This is a genomic window from Nitrospirota bacterium, from assembly GCA_030684575.1.
Classification (GTDB): domain Bacteria; phylum Nitrospirota; class Nitrospiria; order Nitrospirales; family Nitrospiraceae; genus Palsa-1315.
The window spans coordinates 65006-83134 of record JAUXVD010000012.1 but is presented as its reverse complement, the minus strand read 5'-3'; the positions used below and the strand labels follow the sequence as shown (position 1 = coordinate 83134).

The following is an 18129-nucleotide window of genomic DNA, read 5'->3' as shown; positions in this document are numbered from 1 at the left end:
CGCATCTCCACTGAAAATAGGCTGCTCAAAACGGTCACCCGAAGAGATCGTAGTAGCTTGCCGAATATTCTATGAGCTGGAATATTGCGATCGCTCAAAATCGCTGACCAGCAAGGCCGCAGGCGAACTAAAACCGGAAGCGTACCCTTGCGGTACGTTGAGGATTTTAGGGAGCCGAGAACGCAGTTGGCGGAGATTTTCAGCGGTCGCTAATAGAGGCTCTTGCTGATTTCCGCCGAGAGCGCACTCTCGTTCCCGGCATTGTCGTAGGCGGATAAGGCGAAGAAGTAGGTTTGGGGCTTTGGAAGGTTGGAGACCGTATACCTCGTGACGAGTCCTGTCATGAAAGGAGATCCAGGGAAATCGTATCGGCCTGACGCTGTGCCGACGTAGACTTTATAGCCTGCCAAGTCTGGTTCCATATTTGCCGTCCATGAGAGTGTCACGTTTCCAGTCGATGGACCTGGAGGAGACGTCGATGGAGGAATTTGAGAGGGCGGGGATGCCGGAGGTGCGACGACCACAGGCGTGGGAGCTTGGAGTAAGCTCGCAATGGCGGAGGTCCTGAGCAGGTTCACTGCCGATCTTGAACCGCTGGATGAAGAAGTTGAACCGCCTCCAGTCGAGGCCACAGAACCGGCAGTTGCCGCATTGGCTAAGGGAGATGGCGTGGAAGATCTCGGAGCTGCCGTCGCAGGAGCAGTCGAAGAGGGGCCTGCGACGGAGCTTGCGGTCGATTGTATTATTGGCGCCGTTGCCGGAGGCGCAGTCGCCTTGCTGGAATCGGATGTTGTCCGTGTCACTTGCACGGCTGCGGCGAGCGATGTTTCTCGGGCTGCAATAGCGGTCGATACAATGGTTGGGCGCGTGGCGAGTTTTCGATGATGCTTCACTGGCGCGCTTGTTGGCGGCGCTGAGGCTGTCGGCAGTTCGGCCCTGGGTGTGAGGCGAGGAGGTTGATCGTTGAGAGGTCTGACCCCGGTCTCTCGGCTTGGCGCGCGCAGAGCAGGGCGCGCTGCCTGTGGCCGGTGAATCAGGCTATGCGGGCCTTCCCTCCCTTGTTCAGCAGCGATAACCATCGAGGGCGTGAGGCCCGCGAACAGGGTGATGGTAAGAAAGATACATGTGGCAGGGTGCGATGTGAGGACCGGTGTCACGGTACCTTCCTTTATCGTGAGAACGGTGGTGGAACAGATGGTGATAGCTACGCAAAGCGTATGCCCCGTACATGCAGGGGAATTCATCCGCATGTTTCGTGAAAATCGTTTGATTGGCGAGGAAACTCTCGGTGTGCGATGGCGGTGTCCACGTATATCTGTAGAGAGAGGAAGGAAAAGCCGGAAGAAACTTCCTAGGGTCGGCAAGAAAGGGCGCAGAGTTGGAGGTCTGAATGTTGTGAGAGCTGTGAGCGAGCGTTATGAAGAGAAGAGGAGCGAGAGCAGGAACAGGCCCGTCAATGACCAGAGCGACACAAAGTAGAGGGTCGCAGTCCGATCGCCCAGCCAGGCGGTCTTCCACCCTTCCGGATAGAGAGAATGGTTCTCGACAAAAAGGCCGTCTTCGTAAAACCCCAACGCCTGCTCGAGCTGAATCAGGATTTGTTTGGCCAGCCGATGTCGGGACTGTTGTTGAGAGATCAATGCGCAGAACAGCCCGCACCAGATGAGACTGGCCATGCCGAGGACCAGCGCATCGAAGCCCGTGAGCCGATCCTTCTGTGGACTGAAGATGAATGCACAGAGCAAGGCAATCAGGCCCAGTGAACCAAAGGCCGTGAGCCGCATCATCTGTTCACGTCGCCGGTAGACCTCCTCTTTGTAGAGGGGATACAGCACAGTTAATACTTGTTGGGCACCTTCGGTAATCATGCTCGGTTTAGTAGGATGCTGAAAAAGTCCGCCAGCGTCGTTCTCGGCTCATCGAAATCCTCAACGTACCCCAAGGGTACGCCTCCGGTTTTGATTCGCCTGCGGCCTTGCTGGACGGACTTTTTGAGCATCCTGCGGGAGGCTCCTTTGCTATGGAGTCGTGCGATTTGTTGCGCACGACTCTAGTCAGCCTAAACGATCTTGTCCTCAGTCATGAGATGCCTGACGAGCCATTCGCTGATCGAAGTCGTCATCTGGAGAAAATCTTCCCCGCGTGTGAACTGGTGATCGGCGCCAGGCAGGAGATCCAGCCGCTTCAGACCTCCCAGCGCCTCGTGCAATCGCCGGCTTTGATGGAGCGGCACACATTCGTCCTGCTCACCCTGAACGATCAATGTGGGCACGGTGATTCGTTCAGCCGGCCGATACGCAATCTGTTCGAGGCAGTCTTCGTAAAAACCATACTGTAAACGGACTCGGTCGAGCCCGCCCATGATGTTCGGAATCGTGTCTGTGGCTTGCCAGCGAGCCAATTCTTCAGGCCCGAATGTTACGCGCAGCTCTTCCGCAAAGTCCACCACTGGACATTTCAGGGCCAAGCAGGTGACGTCCTGCCGTCGGGCCGTCGTCAGAATGGCCACGAGCCCTCCGAAGCTTGAGCCGACGAGTCCGATTCGGTCGTATCCCTTGGCGGCCACCAGGTCCAGGGCGGCTTCCGTTTGTGCGATTGCCAGCGTGGTCGTGATCGCTTCGAACGGTCCGTCGCTCTCTCCTTGACCGAAAAAGTCGAACCGAAGGGTGGCCAGGCCCTGTTCATTGAGGAGGCTGGTCAAGGTTTTGTTGGTCGTGCTGTTCTTGCCGGAGAGAAACCCGTGGCAGAGCACCGCGAGACGCGACGTTGCTTCGTTTGGCCTGCTTAGGATTGCGGCAACATGGTGACCATGACGATCACGGAATGTGAGGGCTTCTTCCATAGGGCCGTGTTCTATTAAAGGGGAAGCAAGCCGGTTAACCTTTGGGAGGAGCCCCGAAGGCCCAGGCGAGTTTGGCGGTAAAGAGGGCCAGGCTGCTCAGGAGCAGGCCGACGGTAACCCAGGTGGCGATTTGCATGGGGAGTGAATTGAGCGGGAAGTTCCAGGTCATCGCTGCGAGTACGCCAAAGCCCATCGATCCCATGCTCAACCCGGCCAGCTGAACGGCTCGCCATCGGTCCATGATGGCTGCCAGTTGCTCTCGATAGGGCTCCTGTTTTTTTCGGCTGGCGACACGGCTAGTCGCCAACATGACAGGAATGGCATAGGACAAGCCTCCATAGATGGTCTGCAACATAAACCCGATGAAAGCCATATGGGCATAGGCTGCGAGGTGCAATGATCCAAACGGCAATACGGGTAGTTGCGGGAGGAAGTTGCCCCCGACGAGGACGCCTAGGGTCATCGTGAGGACCAGGAAGAATGTCGCGACCAGGAGGTGATCGGAGGCGGCGTTTCCAGGCTGGCCTGAGCCGATCCAGGTGCGTAAGAGGTTATAGGCATAGAGGCCAATGGTGAGGGCGAGCAGTCCCCCGACTACGAGTTCGAAGCGGAGGGACGAGGTGATAAACCCGCCGATCAAGAGGGCGAAGCCGGCGGGAAGCAGTCGCATGACGAGCCGGGCGAGCCGCGGGCTGTAGAGTTCGGCATGTAAGATCGTGGGCAGGAGCCGGTGCGTGGCGCCGATCAGCCCCAGCGTGACGAAACCCATCAGAATGATGTGCAGGTGCAGCAGGCGCGCATGGGCATAGTATTCCGGCATGATTCGAAAGGTCATGGCGATGCCGATGGCCAACCCTCCGAGCAACGCGATGAGTGAGAATCGATAGAGCCAGGAGGGATTGGCCTGGTCGGTCGAGCCTTGCCGGTGGTATTGCCAGGCGACCGAGGCGATGGAGGCGACTGCTCCAAGTACGACAATCCCGGCCAGGCCGACGATCTGCATGTTTCCGAGTCCGAATCCTACGAGCAAACCGACCGTGGCGGCGTTTAGGGCTGCGAATAGACCGAGATGGGAATCTGAGGGAGTGCGATCACTATGGGAATTATGCGAGAGGGAGGCAAGCAGCCCGCCGACCATCAGTTGCAGGATGCCGCCGATGAGGGTGGCATGCACATGGACCAGTTTGAACCAAGTGGGCAGCGGTGTGCCATGGATCAAGCCAACGAGGACGGCCAATCCTGCCAGCGAAGACAGCAGCAGCCAGCCGAACCCAGTGATCAGAAACGTGAGTGGGCGGGCGGTCAAATGACCCATAAATTTCTCCTGGCAGGAGGCTGAAAACTATGTTGGTGTCCGAGAGCTGTGATCATCTGCATCCGTGAGCCCAATGGATAACATTCCCGCAGGATGCTCAAAAAGTTTGTCCAGCAAGGCCGCAGGCGAATCAAAACCGGAGGCGTACCCTTGGGGTACGTTGAGGATTTTGATGAGCCGAGAACGACGCTGGCGGACTTTTTCAGCATTCTGCTAGGACTGGAGGAAATAGAAGTGATTCGTGGGTCCCGTTCCGTGGCCGATGGCGAGGCTGTGGCGAATGGCCTCGGTGAGATAGGCCTTGGCTGTCTGAACGGCGTCGTTCATGGATTTGTCCCGTGCAAGATGGGCCGCGATCGCGGAGGCGAGCGTGCAGCCTGTGCCATGTGTGTGGGGGGTGTCGATGAACTCCCCTTTAAATACATTGAAGAACCGGCCGTCATAGAGCAGGTCGGTGCCTCGTTCTGCCAGCAAGTGCCCACCCTTGATCAGCACATACTTGCAGCCGAAGGCATGAATGACTTTGGCAGCGCGGCGAGCGTCTGCGAGGGTTGTGATCTCGATGCCGGACAGTTGCTGGGCCTCGTGGATATTCGGTGTAACGAGCAATGCCAAAGGGAAAAGCAGCGTCTTCATGGCCTCGGTGGCCTCGGGCTTCAGCAGCGCCTGGCCGGTCTTCGAAATCATGACCGGGTCCACTACGAGATTCGTGACATTTTGAGGTTTCAGGAGCTTAGCGACGACTTCGACGATGGCCGTGGAGGACAACATTCCGGTCTTGACCGCCGCGACGTCAAAGTCGTCGAACACCGCATCGATTTGCGCCGCGACGATCGAGGTCGGTAATTCGAAGACCTGGGTGACCTCTTCCGTATTTTGTGCCGTGATCGCCGTAATCACCGACATGGCATAGACCCCGTTGGCTGACATGGCTTTGATGTCGGCTTGGATGCCGGCACCACCGCCAGAATCGGATCCGGCAATCGTTAACACCTGTTTGATGAGTGATGTGTTCATGTGCGTTTCAATTGGTGGAAGGTGGTGCTGTCGTATCGGTGACTGCTGGAGAGGCTCCAGCCGGTTCGGCTGTGAGGCCCTCGATGGTGAACCGGGCATCAGTGCGTGGCGTTCTCTCGTGATAACGCAAGGTAAAGTGGCTCGCCTGCGCACCGGCCGGAGCCGAGAAGGTCAGCACGGCCCGGTCTTTTTCGCGTGGTGAGAGTTCGAGCCCACGCGCACAGAGCCCTTCACGATTGTCTTGTGCCTCCAATTTCCATAGCGCGCCATGGTTGTCTTCCAGCAGGGTGTTTTGCAACAGGCAGAGGACTTTGATGTCACGCGAAGAGGTATTTTCGATGGTCAGATCGGCCGTGATCTGATTGTCCCGCTGGTGCAGCGCGGTCACGACCAGCTGATACTGCTCATTACGATGGAAGCCGAGACCAGATGGTGGCGGCGTCTTGGCGGATGGATCGATGATGACGACAGGTGGCTTGTTCACGTCCTTGATCAGGTCCCCAAGCGGGCCGGCTTTGGGAAGGGTGCCGCGCGTGGCGCCCAGTGATTGAACGGTGCTGGGGTTGAGCAGCTTGACGGTGACCCGGACTTCTCCAGCCGATTCGAGATACGATCCAGCAAGAAACACATCGGCTCGTACCGCTTTGGCCGCACGCGTCACGGCTTTCGCCTGAGCCGGTTCGAGCTTCGTGACATGGAATTTTTTCAACGTCGAACTCACGAGGGCGCGGTCGACGACTTTGAACTCGCCGGTGACCATGATCTGCGTGCCCAGTTCTTCCGCGATAAACTGTCCGACCGGTGTGACGATGCCTTTGGCATCGGTAAAGTCCATCACCGCCAGACGGCTCCTTTTCGCCGTTGCGACATCGGCGATCACTCCCTCCGCCAGCAGCCTCAGGCTGTCCTCGTACGGCGAGGCTGCGTGAGCAGGAACCGTCCAGCAGGTGGAGATGGTCAGGAGGATCGTGAGGAGGAGGCGATTCATGCCGGGAAAGTCATCCTGTGAGATCGGGAATCACGTCAACGCTAGCGCACATTATACTCAGCAGGCAGGGCCTGTCTAGCGGGTTCCCTCTGTGGAAGTCGGCTGGCTGAAAGTTGACGCTTCAGGGAAAGTGCCTTAGAGTGATGATTACATGAGGTGATTGTCATGGCGACTCAAACGGTCAAGCAGAAAATTCTTCAGGCTGTCGAGATGCTTCCCGATACAGCCACGCTTGAAGATGCCATCGAACGGCTGTGTTTCCTAGCGAAAGTTGAAGAAGGCCTCCGCCAATCCGATGCAGGCGAGACAGTCCTCCACGCCGACGCCGTTCCCCTGATCTCTGAATAGTTTCTCGCCCGCTCCTCCTGGATCTTTGGTCTCGGCTAGACACAAATTCGTTCTCCTCGCACCACCCGCAACCAGCTCTCAACCAATAGGCACACCTCAGAAGTGCCATAAGTGCGGCTAGTCCATCCAGATTTCAATAAAACTCTCGAAACGTCACAGCGTCAGCCCTCCACGTTGTGGGGCTGACCCATTGCCGATAGAGTTGCCATGTAGGCGTCCTTCATCGAGCGGAATACTTTTGCCTGTGGTGAGTTTGGATTGGCAACAAAGAAGATAGTCGTTGCAGTTACTAGGTTATAAGTTGTGACCGGATTTCCTGATGAATCAAGGATTGAACTTATCTTATGGACAGTGTGCACAGGGGTCCTAATATAGAGAATTGCGCCAATAACTTGTTGTCGAAACTGTCGTCTCACGACTGGAACCACTTTAGAAGCTAGCAGGCTATCTATGAAATCTGCCGCTTTCTTATCAGTTTGAGCTTCCAATACTTGCCCGGCTGGTCTGATAGCAGCTGAGCAGTCAATTGCAATAATGCCATTAATGCCAGATAACTGCCTTCGGGCTTCGGCGGCTCGTGCATACATGGCTTCAATCGATTGAGGTCGTTTGCACTCTATTGGGATGAGCAGATCACAGTGCTCAATCGCAATATCTGACTTTATGATGATACCTTCGTTTGGGTCACGAGCCCGAGCGCTTTTATTCCGTCGGATGCCTTCAATGGACGCAACTGCGATTCCTGCTTTGTTCAACTTCCCAGCTAGAATGATTGGGAAGGCATCGTTCCTTGGCCGACTACCTGAGTTCCCCGGACGCTCGTCTTCGCGAAGCAGGGGGCCGCTTGAAAATACCTCACGAATCATTTCTTTCAACCCTGGAAACAAGTCCACTTCGTTGAGCCATAGTTCGTATGCCTCCGACACATCTGAGAGTTCGTTATAAGCAAAGAAATGTTCGCGAGTTTTCTCTTCGATTGTGAAGTGTTCTGCGAACAGAGCTCCGTACTCTAATGCTCGCCCTCTAGAGATTCCTGCCCAATCGCACGCTGCGGTTAGTTTGGTCAGAATCTGGCTTCGGGTACTTTTTGCTGATACTAGAATCTCGTTCATTATCGACATGGCGAAACAGGATGGGGCTAGAACTTGGTTCTATTTATAGTGGGCGTATGAGCGTAGACGACACAATTTTTCACGCTTCTCTTTTCCCCGCCCCTTCTGTTGTTCCTGATGTGTTTCACAATCAGCGGGGTACCAGCGTCTGTCCGGCGATTTGCACGGAGGTTCAAGCCTCCCGCTTCCTCTTATTTTCATCCCCTCTCCCTCTCGGCCGGTGACCAATTTTAGGGCCGGGGCTTGGCGGCTCTTGGAGCGTAATCAGAGCGCCGTTGGGTGACCGTTCATGCTGAGCTGCAGCGTCTGCCGTAGGCAGTGGCGACGAATGTTCGACGCCACACCGGCGCGACGGTGTGGCTAGTTTTCGGCGCCAAGCGGAGGCGAAGCATCGAGCGGCCAACGGCGCTCTGTGGCTCCAAGCGGAGAGAGCCGCCCAGTTCTGGCCCGCCCTCTCTCACACCGGCCACTTCTCCTCGTTCCACGCCATCTCCCAGAACATCCACTCATACCGCGAGCTGATGACGAACGCTTCTTCCATGCGCCGCTTTTCTTCCTTTCCCGCGGTTTTGGCCCACTGGTCGACTTTCTTGCGCATCCACGTCTGCACTTCTGCAAATTCTGGCGAGGCGTAGAGCATGAGCCAGTCGCGATAGGGATGATTTTTAGATGGAGGTCCGTTCTTCAATAAATGCTGTCCGACGACGCAGTAGATCCAGGCGCAGGGGAGGGCGACGACGGTGATCTCCGCTACCGAGCCTGTATGCGCGACGGTCAGCATATGCCTGGTGTAGGCATAGTTGGTCGGTGCCATGGGCACGGAGGACATCTGTTTGGCGCTCATCTCCCAACGCGACCCATATCCTTCGTGGAGGCTGCGTTCGACGACGATGGTGTCTTCTGCGAGCTTTGTGAGGCGCAGCGCCGTCTCTGAATCAGGCGCTCTCATCGCTCCGGCAGAAAATACGCGGGCCAGGTCGCCGAGAAACCTGGCGTCTTGCAGGATGTAGTACTTGAATTTTCGTTCCGGCAATGTTCCCTTGCCCAACGCCACGACGAACGGATGGGTGAGCTGTGCATCCCAGATCGGTTGAGCCAGCATACGCAGATGATCTGAAAACGACATGGATTCACTCCTCTCTCGTTAAACGCATCCTATGAAGGAAGGTTTCGGAATGTGTTGATTTGATGAATGCCAGACATTCATCAAATTCATCAGATCGACAGATGCTGTTGTCTCACGGTTCACCTTTCACGGCTGTCGTCGGCTGCGGCCAGGGCCTCGGCAATCGATTGATGCCGTCCAGCGCGGCGACTTTATAACATTCTGCCAGGGTCGGGTAGTTGAAGACCGTGTCGATGAAGTAGTTAATTCGTCCTTGGTAGGCCATGACGGCCTGGCCGATGTGAATGAGCTCCGTGGCTCCTTCTCCGATGGCATGGACGCCTAGCAGCGCATGGGTGTGGGGATCAAACAGCAGCTTCAGCATGCCGGTGTTGTCGCCGAGGAGTTGCCCCCTGGCGATTTCCCGATAATGTGCGATGCCGACGGCATAGGGAACCCCTGCCTTGGCCAGTTCTTCCTCATTCCTTCCCACCATGGAGATTTCAGGAATGGCATAGATGCCGTAGGGGAGGAGGTCTGTGTCGGTGCGGTCATGGTGCCCGAAGGCATGGCAAGCGGCAAGACGCCCTTGCTGCATGGAGGTGGAAGCCAGGGCAGGAAACCCGATGACGTCGCCGACGGCGTAGATATGGGGGACAGAGGTTTGGAAATGGTCGTTCACAGTCAGGCGGCCTCGCGCATCCGGTTTAATGGCGACCGATTCCAGGTTTAAGGGCTTCGTGGCGCCACTGCGGCCGATGGCGTACATGAGCATTGAAGTGGCAATTGGCGGCCGGTTCTTCAACGTGACGATGACCTGTCCGTCGGCCTCTTTCTGGATCGTGACCACTTCTTCTTCGTGATAGAGCGTGATGCCCATGTCGGTCATCTGCTGCTGCAGAGCCTCGATGATCTGCGCGTCGACAAATTCGAGCAAGCGCGGACGCTTGTCGATCAGGATGACCGGCACACCGATCGCGGCTAAGATCGAGGCATACTCCGTGCCGATCACGCCGCCTCCGACAATGACCATCGATGTTGGAAGGTCTGTGAGCGTGAGGAGACCGTCGGCATCGATGATCGTGCGATCATCGAAGGGGATGTCGTGCGGCCTGGCCGGTTCTGTTCCGACCGCGATGACGATGATATGCGCTCGATGTTCCGTCGACGTGCCAGCCTGCTGGATGAGGAGCCGGTGGGGATCGAGGAATCGGGCCTCTCCGTAGATGAGATCGATATGGTTGCGGGCCATCTGTTTCCGCACGGTCTCGATTTCGTTCTTGATGACGTGGTTGGCGCGAAAGGCGAGATCGTCGATCGTGATGGTTTTCTTGACTCGATAGCCAGCTCCATAGAGATGGCGTTGGCGAAATCCCGAGAGATAGAGGACCGCTTCGCGGAGGGATTTACTGGGGATGGTGCCGGTGTTGGTGCAGACGCCGCCGACGACGGCTTTGCGCTCGATGATGCCGACTTTCTTGCCCAGCTTGGCGGCTTGGACCGCCGCTTTCTGGCCCGCCGGGCCGGTTCCAATCACCAGCATGTCGTATTGTGCCATCAGGGTCCTGTCTGCAACGGGTGAGGATGAGGTTTAGGTTCAGACAGAACAGTTCGAGGTTCCAGGTTCGAAGTCCCAACACCTCGAACGCCGAACCTCAAACATCTTGACCATGGCCTGAACTCCGACCGTGCCATTTTCTCAGCCTAGCTGGCCGTGATCAAGGACTTGGCTACGGCAAACGCTTCATTCATATCCGGAAGCTGTGCCAGCTCGGGCGTGATTTGCAGGTACCGCACCTGGTTGTGGGCGTCGATGACCATGACGGTACGCGCCAGGATGTGGGGGGCCTTGAGGAAGAGCCCGTAGGTCTTTCCGAATTCTGCGCCTCGATAGTCGGAGAGGAACGTGACGTTGGTGATATGGGCCTCTTCCGCGAATCGCTTTTGGGCGAATGGCGTATCGATGCTGACGGTGATCAGCTCGATGAGCTTGTCCAGCCCTTTATTCTTCTCGCTCAGAAAATGGGTTTGTTGCTCGCAGACTTTCGTGTCCAGCGACGGCACGATGCTGATGATCCGGACCTTGCCCTTGCCCTTGGTATCGGTGATGTTGACTTGCGAGAGATCCGTCTGTGTCATTGTGACCTCTCGGAGAGGATCGCCGACTGTAATGCCGGTTCCCGAGAGGGCTAGGGGGCTTCCCTTGAAAAGGACGGTATGGCCTTCACCCGCCATAGCGCTGCCGTCTGCGACGGTGAGGTTCTTATAGAGAAAACTGGTCCCGCTTCCGGTACTCCCGCATCCGCTAAGCCCGATCGTCAGGCAGATTGTGGCGCCGATGATTGTTCGACATACTGACCTCATCATGTTCTCCTTGGTAAGACAACCATATGCATTGTCGTGTGGTCCTGTGGGCTGTGCTGGTGTAGCTAGGGTTTCATAAAGTCCAGGAGTGCCTTGTTTACGGCCTCCGGTCGTTCCCACTGCGGGATGTGCCCCGCCTTGGGGATGCGGACGAAGGTCGAGCCGGCGATGGCTTGGTGGAGCTGTTCGCCGGCTGTGGGGGGGAACACGCGGTCTTCCTCACCCCACAGAATCAGGGTGCGGTGGGTGATTGATGTGATGCGTGGCGCAAAGTGTTCTTCCCACAACGGGAGGTTGGTGCCGATGGTCAGCAACGCTCGGAAGAGTCCTGGCTGCTGGCGGTTGTGGTTGGAGCGGTCCAGTACGGCTTGAGTCAACAGGGCTGGATCGTAGACGAATTCACGCAGCGTGGATTCGAGCATCAGGCCTCCAACGAGCCAATTGCCGAACGAGACCAGCCAGGATGGAGCGCTGGTCGTTAAGGCGCGACGAAGCGAGGGGCTGGCCAGGTGCTCCATGACATGAGCCGGGAGCCCGTCGATGAGAACGAGCTGTGAGACTCGTGCTGGGTGGTCGAGGGCGAGCCCGATGGCAAGGCCTGCGCCCATGGAGTTGCCCACCATCGTAGCCTGAGGAATGTTGAGCGCATCCATGAAGCCCACGAGAAATGCCAGCAGTTGATCCGGCCGGTATTCGATATCGGGTTTGTCTGACAGCCCTGCGCCGACCAGGTCAGGCGTAATCACGCGGAAATGGGCAGAGAGCGCCGCTTGTTGATGCTCCCATTGCCACATGGAGCCCCCGAATCCATGGAGGAGCAGGACGGGCGGCCCCTGCCCCACGTCGAGGTACGCCATGCGTTGACCCTGGACCGTGACGCTGTTGAGGGGGAGGCGTCCGAGGGCGTCGAACCACTGAGGCAAGGAAGAGGGTGACGTGCAAGCAGTCAGCATGAGCGACAGGCCTACGAGCGAAGTGCGCACCCAGGTACGAGCGCTGCGAGGTGGTGGCGCCGGGCTGTCGTGAAGGGAGCTATTCCAGCTGGATGACTGTTTCATCCGTCTTCACGTTGTCGCCTTCTACGACCAGAATGGCGGTGATTGTCCCGTCGATCGGCGCGGGGACCTGACTTTCCATTTTCATGGCTTCGATGATCAGGAGCGGGTCACCGGTCTTGACCACGGCATCGATTGCGACGAGTACTTTGACGACGCGACCAGGCATCGGGGGGGCCACGTCTCCAGGCTTGGAGGGTCTAGGTCGTTTACGCTTGGTGCCGGTGCCGCTGTCAGGAGCCTCCGGTACGCCAGCCAGGATTTCCTCAATCGGTTCCAGCGAGACTTCTTCGAGTTTGTCGTTCACCCGGATGTAGTAGGGTTTGCGCCCGTCCACCTTCCTCCCGGAACCGGATACCTTCACATGGTAGGTTTCGCCATGGACCGTGACGTTGAATTCTGCGGGTGCCAAATGGAGTTCGGTGCCGGCACCAGGTCCACTGGGCTGGAAGCTCTCAAGAGGCTCCATCGTCAGGTCCCCCTTCTCGCGCGCTTCGAAAAAGTCACGCGCGATGGCGGGGAACAGCGTGAATGAGAGCTGGTCTTCTATCGTGGTGGCCGATGCAGGCAGATCTTTTTTGATGGCGTCGAGTTCCGGCTCCAGTCGATCAGCCGGCCTGGTTTTGATGGGTTGTTCGTCCCCGATCGCCCGGGCCATGATGTCGTGATCGAGCGGTCCCGGTGCCCTGCCGTAGAGTCCGAGGAAGTAGTTCTTAGTTTCCGTGGTGATGACTTTGTAGCGTTCTCCCGTCAGCACGTTCAGCGTGGCTTGGGTGCCGACGATCTGACTCGTGGGGGTCACGAGCGGGGGATACCCCATGTCCTTTCTGACGCGTGGCACTTCATCCAGGACCTCTTTCATTCGATCGAGCGCGTTCTGTTCAGTCAGTTGGGCTGCGAGATTCGAGAGCATGCCGCCGGGGATCTGCGACGTGAGAATTTCGGCATCGACCCCGGTGAATTCGCTTTCGAATTGACGGTATTTTTTTCGAACGGTGCGGAAATGTTCGGTGATCGGGAGGAATGCGGCGAGATCCAGCCCTGTGTCATACGGAGTATTTTTCAGCGAGGCGACTACGGTTTCCGTCGCGGGATGTGATGTCCCGCCGGCCAACGGTGACATGGCGGTATCGAGCATGTCCAGCCCGCCGAGGATGGCCATCAATGAGGTCATCGAGGCCATTCCCGAGGTGTAATGCGAATGGAGATGGATCGGGACCTTTACGGCGGCTTTGATCCGGCGAATAAGGTGATAGGCGTCGACCGGGGCCAGGAGGCCGGCCATGTCTTTGATGCAGAGGGTGTCGGTTCCGAGGTCCTCCAGCCGTTTCGCCATATCGACAAAACGGTCTACGCTGTGGACGGGACTGACGGTGTAGCTGATGGCGGCTTCGACATGTTTGCCGCAGGCTTTCACTTCGCGCATGGCCCGCTCGAGGTTGCGGATGTCGTTCAGCGCGTCGAAGATGCGGAAGACGTCGATGCCGTTTGCGGCGGATCGTTCGATGAACCGTTCCAGCACATCGTCGGCATAATGCCGATAGCCGACCAGGTTCTGCCCGCGGAGCAGCATTTGCAGTTTGGTGTTGGGCATGGCGGCGCGCAGTGCGCGCAGCCGTTCCCACGGATCTTCTTTGAGAAAGCGGAGGCAGGTGTCGAAGGTGGCCCCGCCCCAGACTTCGAGCGACCAATAGCCGACGGCATCAAGTTTCTGGGCGATGGGCAGCATGTCCTCCGTCCGCATGCGTGTGGCTAATAACGACTGATGGCCATCGCGCAAGGCGACATCAGTAATCAGGATGGGCTTGCCGGTTGCCGGTTGGATGATCAGCTCAGGGCTGACCTTCGCACGTGTCTTCGACGTACGGACGGCTGGTGCTGCCGCTCGTTTCTTAGGGGCCTGTTTTTTTGTCGGTCGTCGTGTCGCCATGATGTTCTAGTCTGCCGGTTAACTCGTTATCGGTGGTTGATCGGCGGCTGTGTGGTCACAGCCCTTCGTAGGCGGCGATGGCAGCGGAGAGCGCCAGCACCAGATCCTCCGGCTGCTCGAACTCGTCGTAATTGAACAGGGCAGGATGCGTTTCCAGGTAGGAGGTGTCGAAACGCCCTGCCATGAAATCCTCTTCCTGCATGATCTCCTTCATAAAGGGGATCGTCGTCTTCACCCCGCGCAGAACATATTCTTCGAGCGATCGTCTCATGCGGCTGACGGTTTCTTCCCAGGTACGGCCACGGACGGTGAGTTTGGCCAAGAGGGCGTCGTAGTAGGGCGGTATTGAATAGCCGTTGTAGACCGCTCCGTCGATGCGGACCCCGATCCCGCCCGGCGAGAGATAGGCGGTGATGGTGCCCGTGCAAGGCATAAAGTTGTTCTTGGGGTCTTCGGCGTTGATGCGGCATTGGATGGAATGGCCTTGAAGCGTGACTTCATTTTGCGTGATGCGAAGCGGATTACCGGCCGCAATGGCAATTTGATTACGCACGATGTCGATCGCGGTGATCTGTTCGGTCACCGTATGCTCGACTTGGAGGCGAGGGTTCATCTCCATGAAGTAATAATGGCCGTCCTGGTCGAGCAGGAACTCGACTGTGCCGGCATTGTCATAATCGACCGCCTTGGCGATCGTGATGGCCGCGTCACCCATTTCGGCTCGTAGCTTCGGCGTCAGGATCAACGAGGGGGCAATTTCGATGAGCTTTTGATGCCGGCGTTGGATCGAGCAATCGCGCTCGCCCAGGTGGATCATGTTGCCGTGTTTGTCGGCCAGGATTTGAAATTCGATGTGATGCGGCCGTTCGATATACTTTTCGAGGAAGACGCTGCCATCGCCGAACGACGCTTGTGCTTCCCGAGACGCCACCGCCATGTTTTCACGGAGTTCGGCGTCGGACCGGACCACCCGGAGGCCGCGTCCCCCTCCGCCTGCGCTGGCTTTAATGATGACGGGATACCCCGTAGCTTTCGCAAAGGCCAAGGCCTCGTTTACGTCGGTGACGCCGCCTTCGGTACCGGGGACGATGGGAACGCCCACTCGCTTGGCGAGATCGCGGGCGTTGACCTTACTCCCCATTAAGTCGATGGCTTGCGGCGATGGGCCGATGAAGGTAATGCCGGAGGTTTGGCACAGTTGCGCAAACTTCGAGTTTTCCGAGAGAAATCCGTAGCCTGGATGGATGGCGTCGGCGCCGATCCGTAGGGCCAGACTGACGATTTGTTGGCTATCCAGGAAGCCTTTGACCGGTCCCGGGCCGACCATGTAGGCCTCGTCCGCTTTTTTGACGTAGATCCCGGTCGAATCAGCTTCGGAGTAAATGGCGGCGGTGGCGATGTTCAATTCGCGGCAGGCGCGAATAATCCGCATGGCGATTTCGCCGCGATTGGCCACCAAAATCTTCTTGAACATACCAGTCCCCGTCTCCTCAGATCGCGCGCGAATCCGCGAGAGTTCTCAGGCGAAAATGAGCGCGTAAGCTAGCATAAGATCAAGAGTCTTGTCGAGAGAACGAAGGCTGAAATGGGCTTGATCGAGGGGACACGAGGCACGGCATTGTGCCGCGCCTCGTGAGGAGATTGCCGGCTTCCGGTTACTTGGCCTGGACTAAAAAGCCCTTTGACCTGGCGTTGCCGCCACCGGCGACCACGTCGATGAACGACATGCCGGCCCGGACGTCAGGAACGGTCGCTTCGATGGTCGTTTCGCTGACGAAGGTATAGTCGATTTTGGCAGGCCCTGCCGCGCTGAAGGCCACCCCGTGGAAACATTCTTTGGCCCCGAAATTCTCGCCTTTGATCGTGACTTTCTGGCCAGGTTTGGCTTCATCCGGTTCGACCTTGAATATTTTTGGCCGCTTGCTCCGGTCGCAGACGGGGTCCCGTTCGACCTTTGCAGCATCGGACCCCTTGATCGATTCGGTCCCGTAGAGGGTGAATCCCGCGCCGTCCACCATGGATCCCGGCTCTTCCGCATAGGAGAGAGGAAGCGGTGAGCTTATACTTCCGATGAGCCCCAGTACCATGAAGATCGATGATCGCCACATGTGCATAGGTGCCTCCTTCAATAAACGACGGGTTGGGACTATTTCTCTTTGAGCGGAATGTATGTGTCGGCCATGAGTTCTTGACCGGCTTGGGACAGTACGAACTGCGTGAAGGCCTCAGCCAGGGGGTTCGGTTCCTTCTTGGACAGGAGGAGGAGCGGGCGTCGGAAGGGATAACGTCCGTCTTTCACGGTGGGGACTTCCGGCTCGATCTTGTCGATGGGCAGGAGTTTGACGGCGACGCCGCCTGAGACGGCAGGCAGGGCCTGACTTAACGAGAGATAGGTGATGGCAGACAGTGGGGGTAATGTTCCTACGACGGTTTTGACGACCTGCTCATCGGAGCCGATGACTTTGGCGCTACCAGTGATCTTTCCGGTCACGCCAAGCTGATCCTCAAACGCATCGCGGATGTTTTGATTGCGAGGCCGGTCGATGACCAGTATTTTCGTGTCGAGACCGCCTAATTCAGACCACATCGTGATCTTGCCGGAGAAAATGTCGGCGACATGCTGCTTCGTCACATCTTTTGTCACATTGGAGAGGTGCACGAGTATGCCGATTCCATCCCAGGCGATGACGGTGGCCGAGAGATCCGGCGTTTCAGTTCCGGTCACGGCGATATGGGCCTGGCCCGATTTGACCATCTCAACCGGTTTCGAGTTGCCGTCCCAGACGACATCGAGATAGGCGCGTGGGTTGGCTTTTTCAAATGCGCGGGCGAGGGACTCCAGCGTCGTGACCTCAGGTCCGTTGCCGGCGATAATGAGATTGCCGGCGACCTCTGCAAGGGCGACCTGCGCCGTCCCCCAGCTGAATAGCAAGCCGAGGCCTAGCGAGAGGATCTGTCTCGCAATCATGAGATCTCCATAGCGTTGGGGTGGATATTGGGGCGGGGATGCTGTGCGTTCACATGCCGACCCACGGTTCAGTTCTCCGTGATGCCGCCGCTTGCGGGGTCGGGTGGTGCGCCAGCCTCGGGGGCGGCACGCCTCCCCATCAGTGGTGGAAGCTTGGAGAAATTATCCATCCGCTCGTCCAGCATGTTGTAGGCTTTTTGTTCAGCAAAGCCGGTTTTGTGAGTCCCTTTCACCACTGTCGTGCTGGCGGAGATCAAGCGTGTCGCCTCCTGGGCCTGACAGTGCGGGCAGATCGTGTCTTCTGGTCTGACATGGACGGATTGGGTCGCGTCGAACTGCTTTTCGCATTTTCCACAACGATATTCGTAGATCGGCATCGTGCGTATCCTTCATGCTGGATTTTACCGGGGCAGAGTGCGAATCCGCTCTTGACCGGCCCGTGAACTTTACCTTATTGTACACACCTTGTTGAGGTGACTTCTAGTGGCTTACGAGGAGGATTTCGATGCCCCTGTTGATTCGGAAATACAAGAGTACCAGTGGAATGATGCAAGAAGAGCGGATCGATGACGAGGATCGGATCGAGCGCTACATGAGGCTCTTCGATAAGGACGATATCAAGAAACTCGAGACCGGCGTCAAGGTCTTCATTGAGAAAGATGAGTGGCAGCTCCTGCCGTAAGTTGTCTCAATCGTCGACGAGACTCCCTCGTCGATCGAAGTGGAATCTGATCGCAGGTCGTGAGCGCGGACGAGCCCAGAGTCGTAACCCAAGGGCCGCGTCTCGGTCTGTCTGTGAAGGGCTGTTCCTATGATCTATTGGATTCACATCGCCCGCTCAATTGATCGGGTTACGCTCCACAAGGATCGTTGTGCCGAAGTGCCCTCGTCGACGATCGGCTCCTCCAGCGATTTCTGGGAAGGCGGCTGGTTCGACTATCCTGACAAGGAGCGAGCGCTCGCGGCGATGGAGCAGGCTGGGACGACGGATCAGCGGCGCTGCGTCCTGTGCAAAGCGTAGCGGGATGCTGAAAAAGTCTGCCAGCGTCGTTCTTGCATCGTTCAGATCTTCACCGGGGACCCGG

20 protein-coding genes are annotated in these 18129 nt (G+C 57.4%); 4 read left to right on the top strand and 16 right to left on the bottom strand.

Features of this window, described 5'->3' with window-relative positions; all coding sequences use genetic code 11:
• Positions 1-209: 209 nt before the first annotated feature.
• Positions 210-422 (bottom strand): hypothetical protein, encoded by a 213-nt coding sequence (locus tag Q8N00_09695; GenBank protein MDP2383063.1) that lies wholly within the window; start codon positions 420-422, stop codon positions 210-212.
• Positions 423-552: 130 nt separating this feature from the next.
• Here Q8N00_09695 and Q8N00_09690 point away from each other — a divergent pair, with 130 nt between their 5' ends.
• Positions 553-885, top strand: a complete 333-nt coding sequence (locus Q8N00_09690; protein MDP2383062.1) for a hypothetical protein — start codon at positions 553-555, stop codon at positions 883-885.
• 530 nt (positions 886-1415) lie between these two features.
• Here the strand turns inward: Q8N00_09690 and Q8N00_09685 are convergent.
• From Q8N00_09685 to Q8N00_09665, 5 genes are all read right to left on the bottom strand, one after another.
• Positions 1416-1868: a hypothetical protein gene (locus Q8N00_09685; protein ID MDP2383061.1), complete on the bottom strand. Its 453-nt coding sequence runs from the start codon at positions 1866-1868 to the stop codon at positions 1416-1418.
• 191 nt (positions 1869-2059) lie between these two features.
• Positions 2060-2842, bottom strand: coding sequence for an alpha/beta fold hydrolase (locus tag Q8N00_09680; protein ID MDP2383060.1), 783 nt, complete (start codon positions 2840-2842; stop codon positions 2060-2062).
• Positions 2843-2876: 34 nt separating this feature from the next.
• Positions 2877-4157 (bottom strand): hypothetical protein, encoded by a 1281-nt coding sequence (locus Q8N00_09675; protein MDP2383059.1) that lies wholly within the window; start codon positions 4155-4157, stop codon positions 2877-2879.
• A gap of 213 nt (positions 4158-4370) precedes the next feature.
• Positions 4371-5159 (bottom strand): bifunctional hydroxymethylpyrimidine kinase/phosphomethylpyrimidine kinase, encoded by a 789-nt coding sequence (gene thiD / locus Q8N00_09670; GenBank protein ID MDP2383058.1) that lies wholly within the window; start codon positions 5157-5159, stop codon positions 4371-4373.
• Between the two features lie 22 nt (positions 5160-5181).
• Positions 5182-6162, bottom strand: a complete 981-nt coding sequence (locus Q8N00_09665) for a FlgO family outer membrane protein (protein ID MDP2383057.1) — start codon at positions 6160-6162, stop codon at positions 5182-5184.
• Between the two features lie 165 nt (positions 6163-6327).
• On the opposite strand from Q8N00_09665, the gene Q8N00_09660 reads away from it, so the two are divergent.
• On the top strand, positions 6328-6510 hold the full coding sequence (locus Q8N00_09660; GenBank protein MDP2383056.1) for a hypothetical protein: 183 nt from the start codon (positions 6328-6330) through the stop codon (positions 6508-6510).
• 161 nt (positions 6511-6671) lie between these two features.
• Here the strand turns inward: Q8N00_09660 and Q8N00_09655 are convergent, their stop codons facing one another.
• From Q8N00_09655 to Q8N00_09610, 10 genes are all read right to left on the bottom strand, one after another.
• The gene (locus tag Q8N00_09655) at positions 6672-7622 is read right to left on the bottom strand and encodes a hypothetical protein (GenBank protein MDP2383055.1); all 951 of its coding nucleotides are present in this window, start codon (positions 7620-7622) and stop codon (positions 6672-6674) included.
• Positions 7623-8079: 457 nt separating this feature from the next.
• Positions 8080-8748, bottom strand: coding sequence for a thiaminase II (tenA, locus tag Q8N00_09650; protein ID MDP2383054.1), 669 nt, complete (start codon positions 8746-8748; stop codon positions 8080-8082).
• A gap of 112 nt (positions 8749-8860) precedes the next feature.
• Positions 8861-10285: a Si-specific NAD(P)(+) transhydrogenase gene (sthA, locus tag Q8N00_09645; GenBank protein MDP2383053.1), complete on the bottom strand. Its 1425-nt coding sequence runs from the start codon at positions 10283-10285 to the stop codon at positions 8861-8863.
• A gap of 146 nt (positions 10286-10431) precedes the next feature.
• Positions 10432-11094, bottom strand: coding sequence for a thiol peroxidase (gene tpx / locus Q8N00_09640; GenBank protein ID MDP2383052.1), 663 nt, complete (start codon positions 11092-11094; stop codon positions 10432-10434).
• A gap of 62 nt (positions 11095-11156) precedes the next feature.
• Positions 11157-11948, bottom strand: a complete 792-nt coding sequence (locus Q8N00_09635; protein ID MDP2383051.1) for an alpha/beta fold hydrolase — start codon at positions 11946-11948, stop codon at positions 11157-11159.
• 175 nt (positions 11949-12123) lie between these two features.
• The gene (gene oadA, locus Q8N00_09630; protein MDP2383050.1) at positions 12124-14076 is read right to left on the bottom strand and encodes a sodium-extruding oxaloacetate decarboxylase subunit alpha; all 1953 of its coding nucleotides are present in this window, start codon (positions 14074-14076) and stop codon (positions 12124-12126) included.
• A 55-nt stretch (positions 14077-14131) separates the two neighbouring features.
• On the bottom strand, positions 14132-15550 hold the full coding sequence (accC, locus tag Q8N00_09625) for an acetyl-CoA carboxylase biotin carboxylase subunit (GenBank protein MDP2383049.1): 1419 nt from the start codon (positions 15548-15550) through the stop codon (positions 14132-14134).
• Positions 15551-15731: 181 nt separating this feature from the next.
• Positions 15732-16184: an IPT/TIG domain-containing protein gene (locus tag Q8N00_09620; GenBank protein ID MDP2383048.1), complete on the bottom strand. Its 453-nt coding sequence runs from the start codon at positions 16182-16184 to the stop codon at positions 15732-15734.
• Between the two features lie 38 nt (positions 16185-16222).
• Positions 16223-17044, bottom strand: a complete 822-nt coding sequence (locus Q8N00_09615; GenBank protein MDP2383047.1) for a substrate-binding domain-containing protein — start codon at positions 17042-17044, stop codon at positions 16223-16225.
• A gap of 68 nt (positions 17045-17112) precedes the next feature.
• Complete coding sequence (locus Q8N00_09610; GenBank protein MDP2383046.1) at positions 17113-17421, bottom strand: zinc ribbon domain-containing protein; 309 nt, start codon at positions 17419-17421, stop codon at positions 17113-17115.
• A 128-nt stretch (positions 17422-17549) separates the two neighbouring features.
• Between Q8N00_09610 and Q8N00_09605 the strand changes: the two genes are divergently transcribed.
• Positions 17550-17726 (top strand): hypothetical protein, encoded by a 177-nt coding sequence (locus Q8N00_09605; protein ID MDP2383045.1) that lies wholly within the window; start codon positions 17550-17552, stop codon positions 17724-17726.
• A gap of 129 nt (positions 17727-17855) precedes the next feature.
• Positions 17856-18065, top strand: a complete 210-nt coding sequence (locus Q8N00_09600) for a hypothetical protein (GenBank protein ID MDP2383044.1) — start codon at positions 17856-17858, stop codon at positions 18063-18065.
• Positions 18066-18129: the final 64 nt, after the last annotated feature.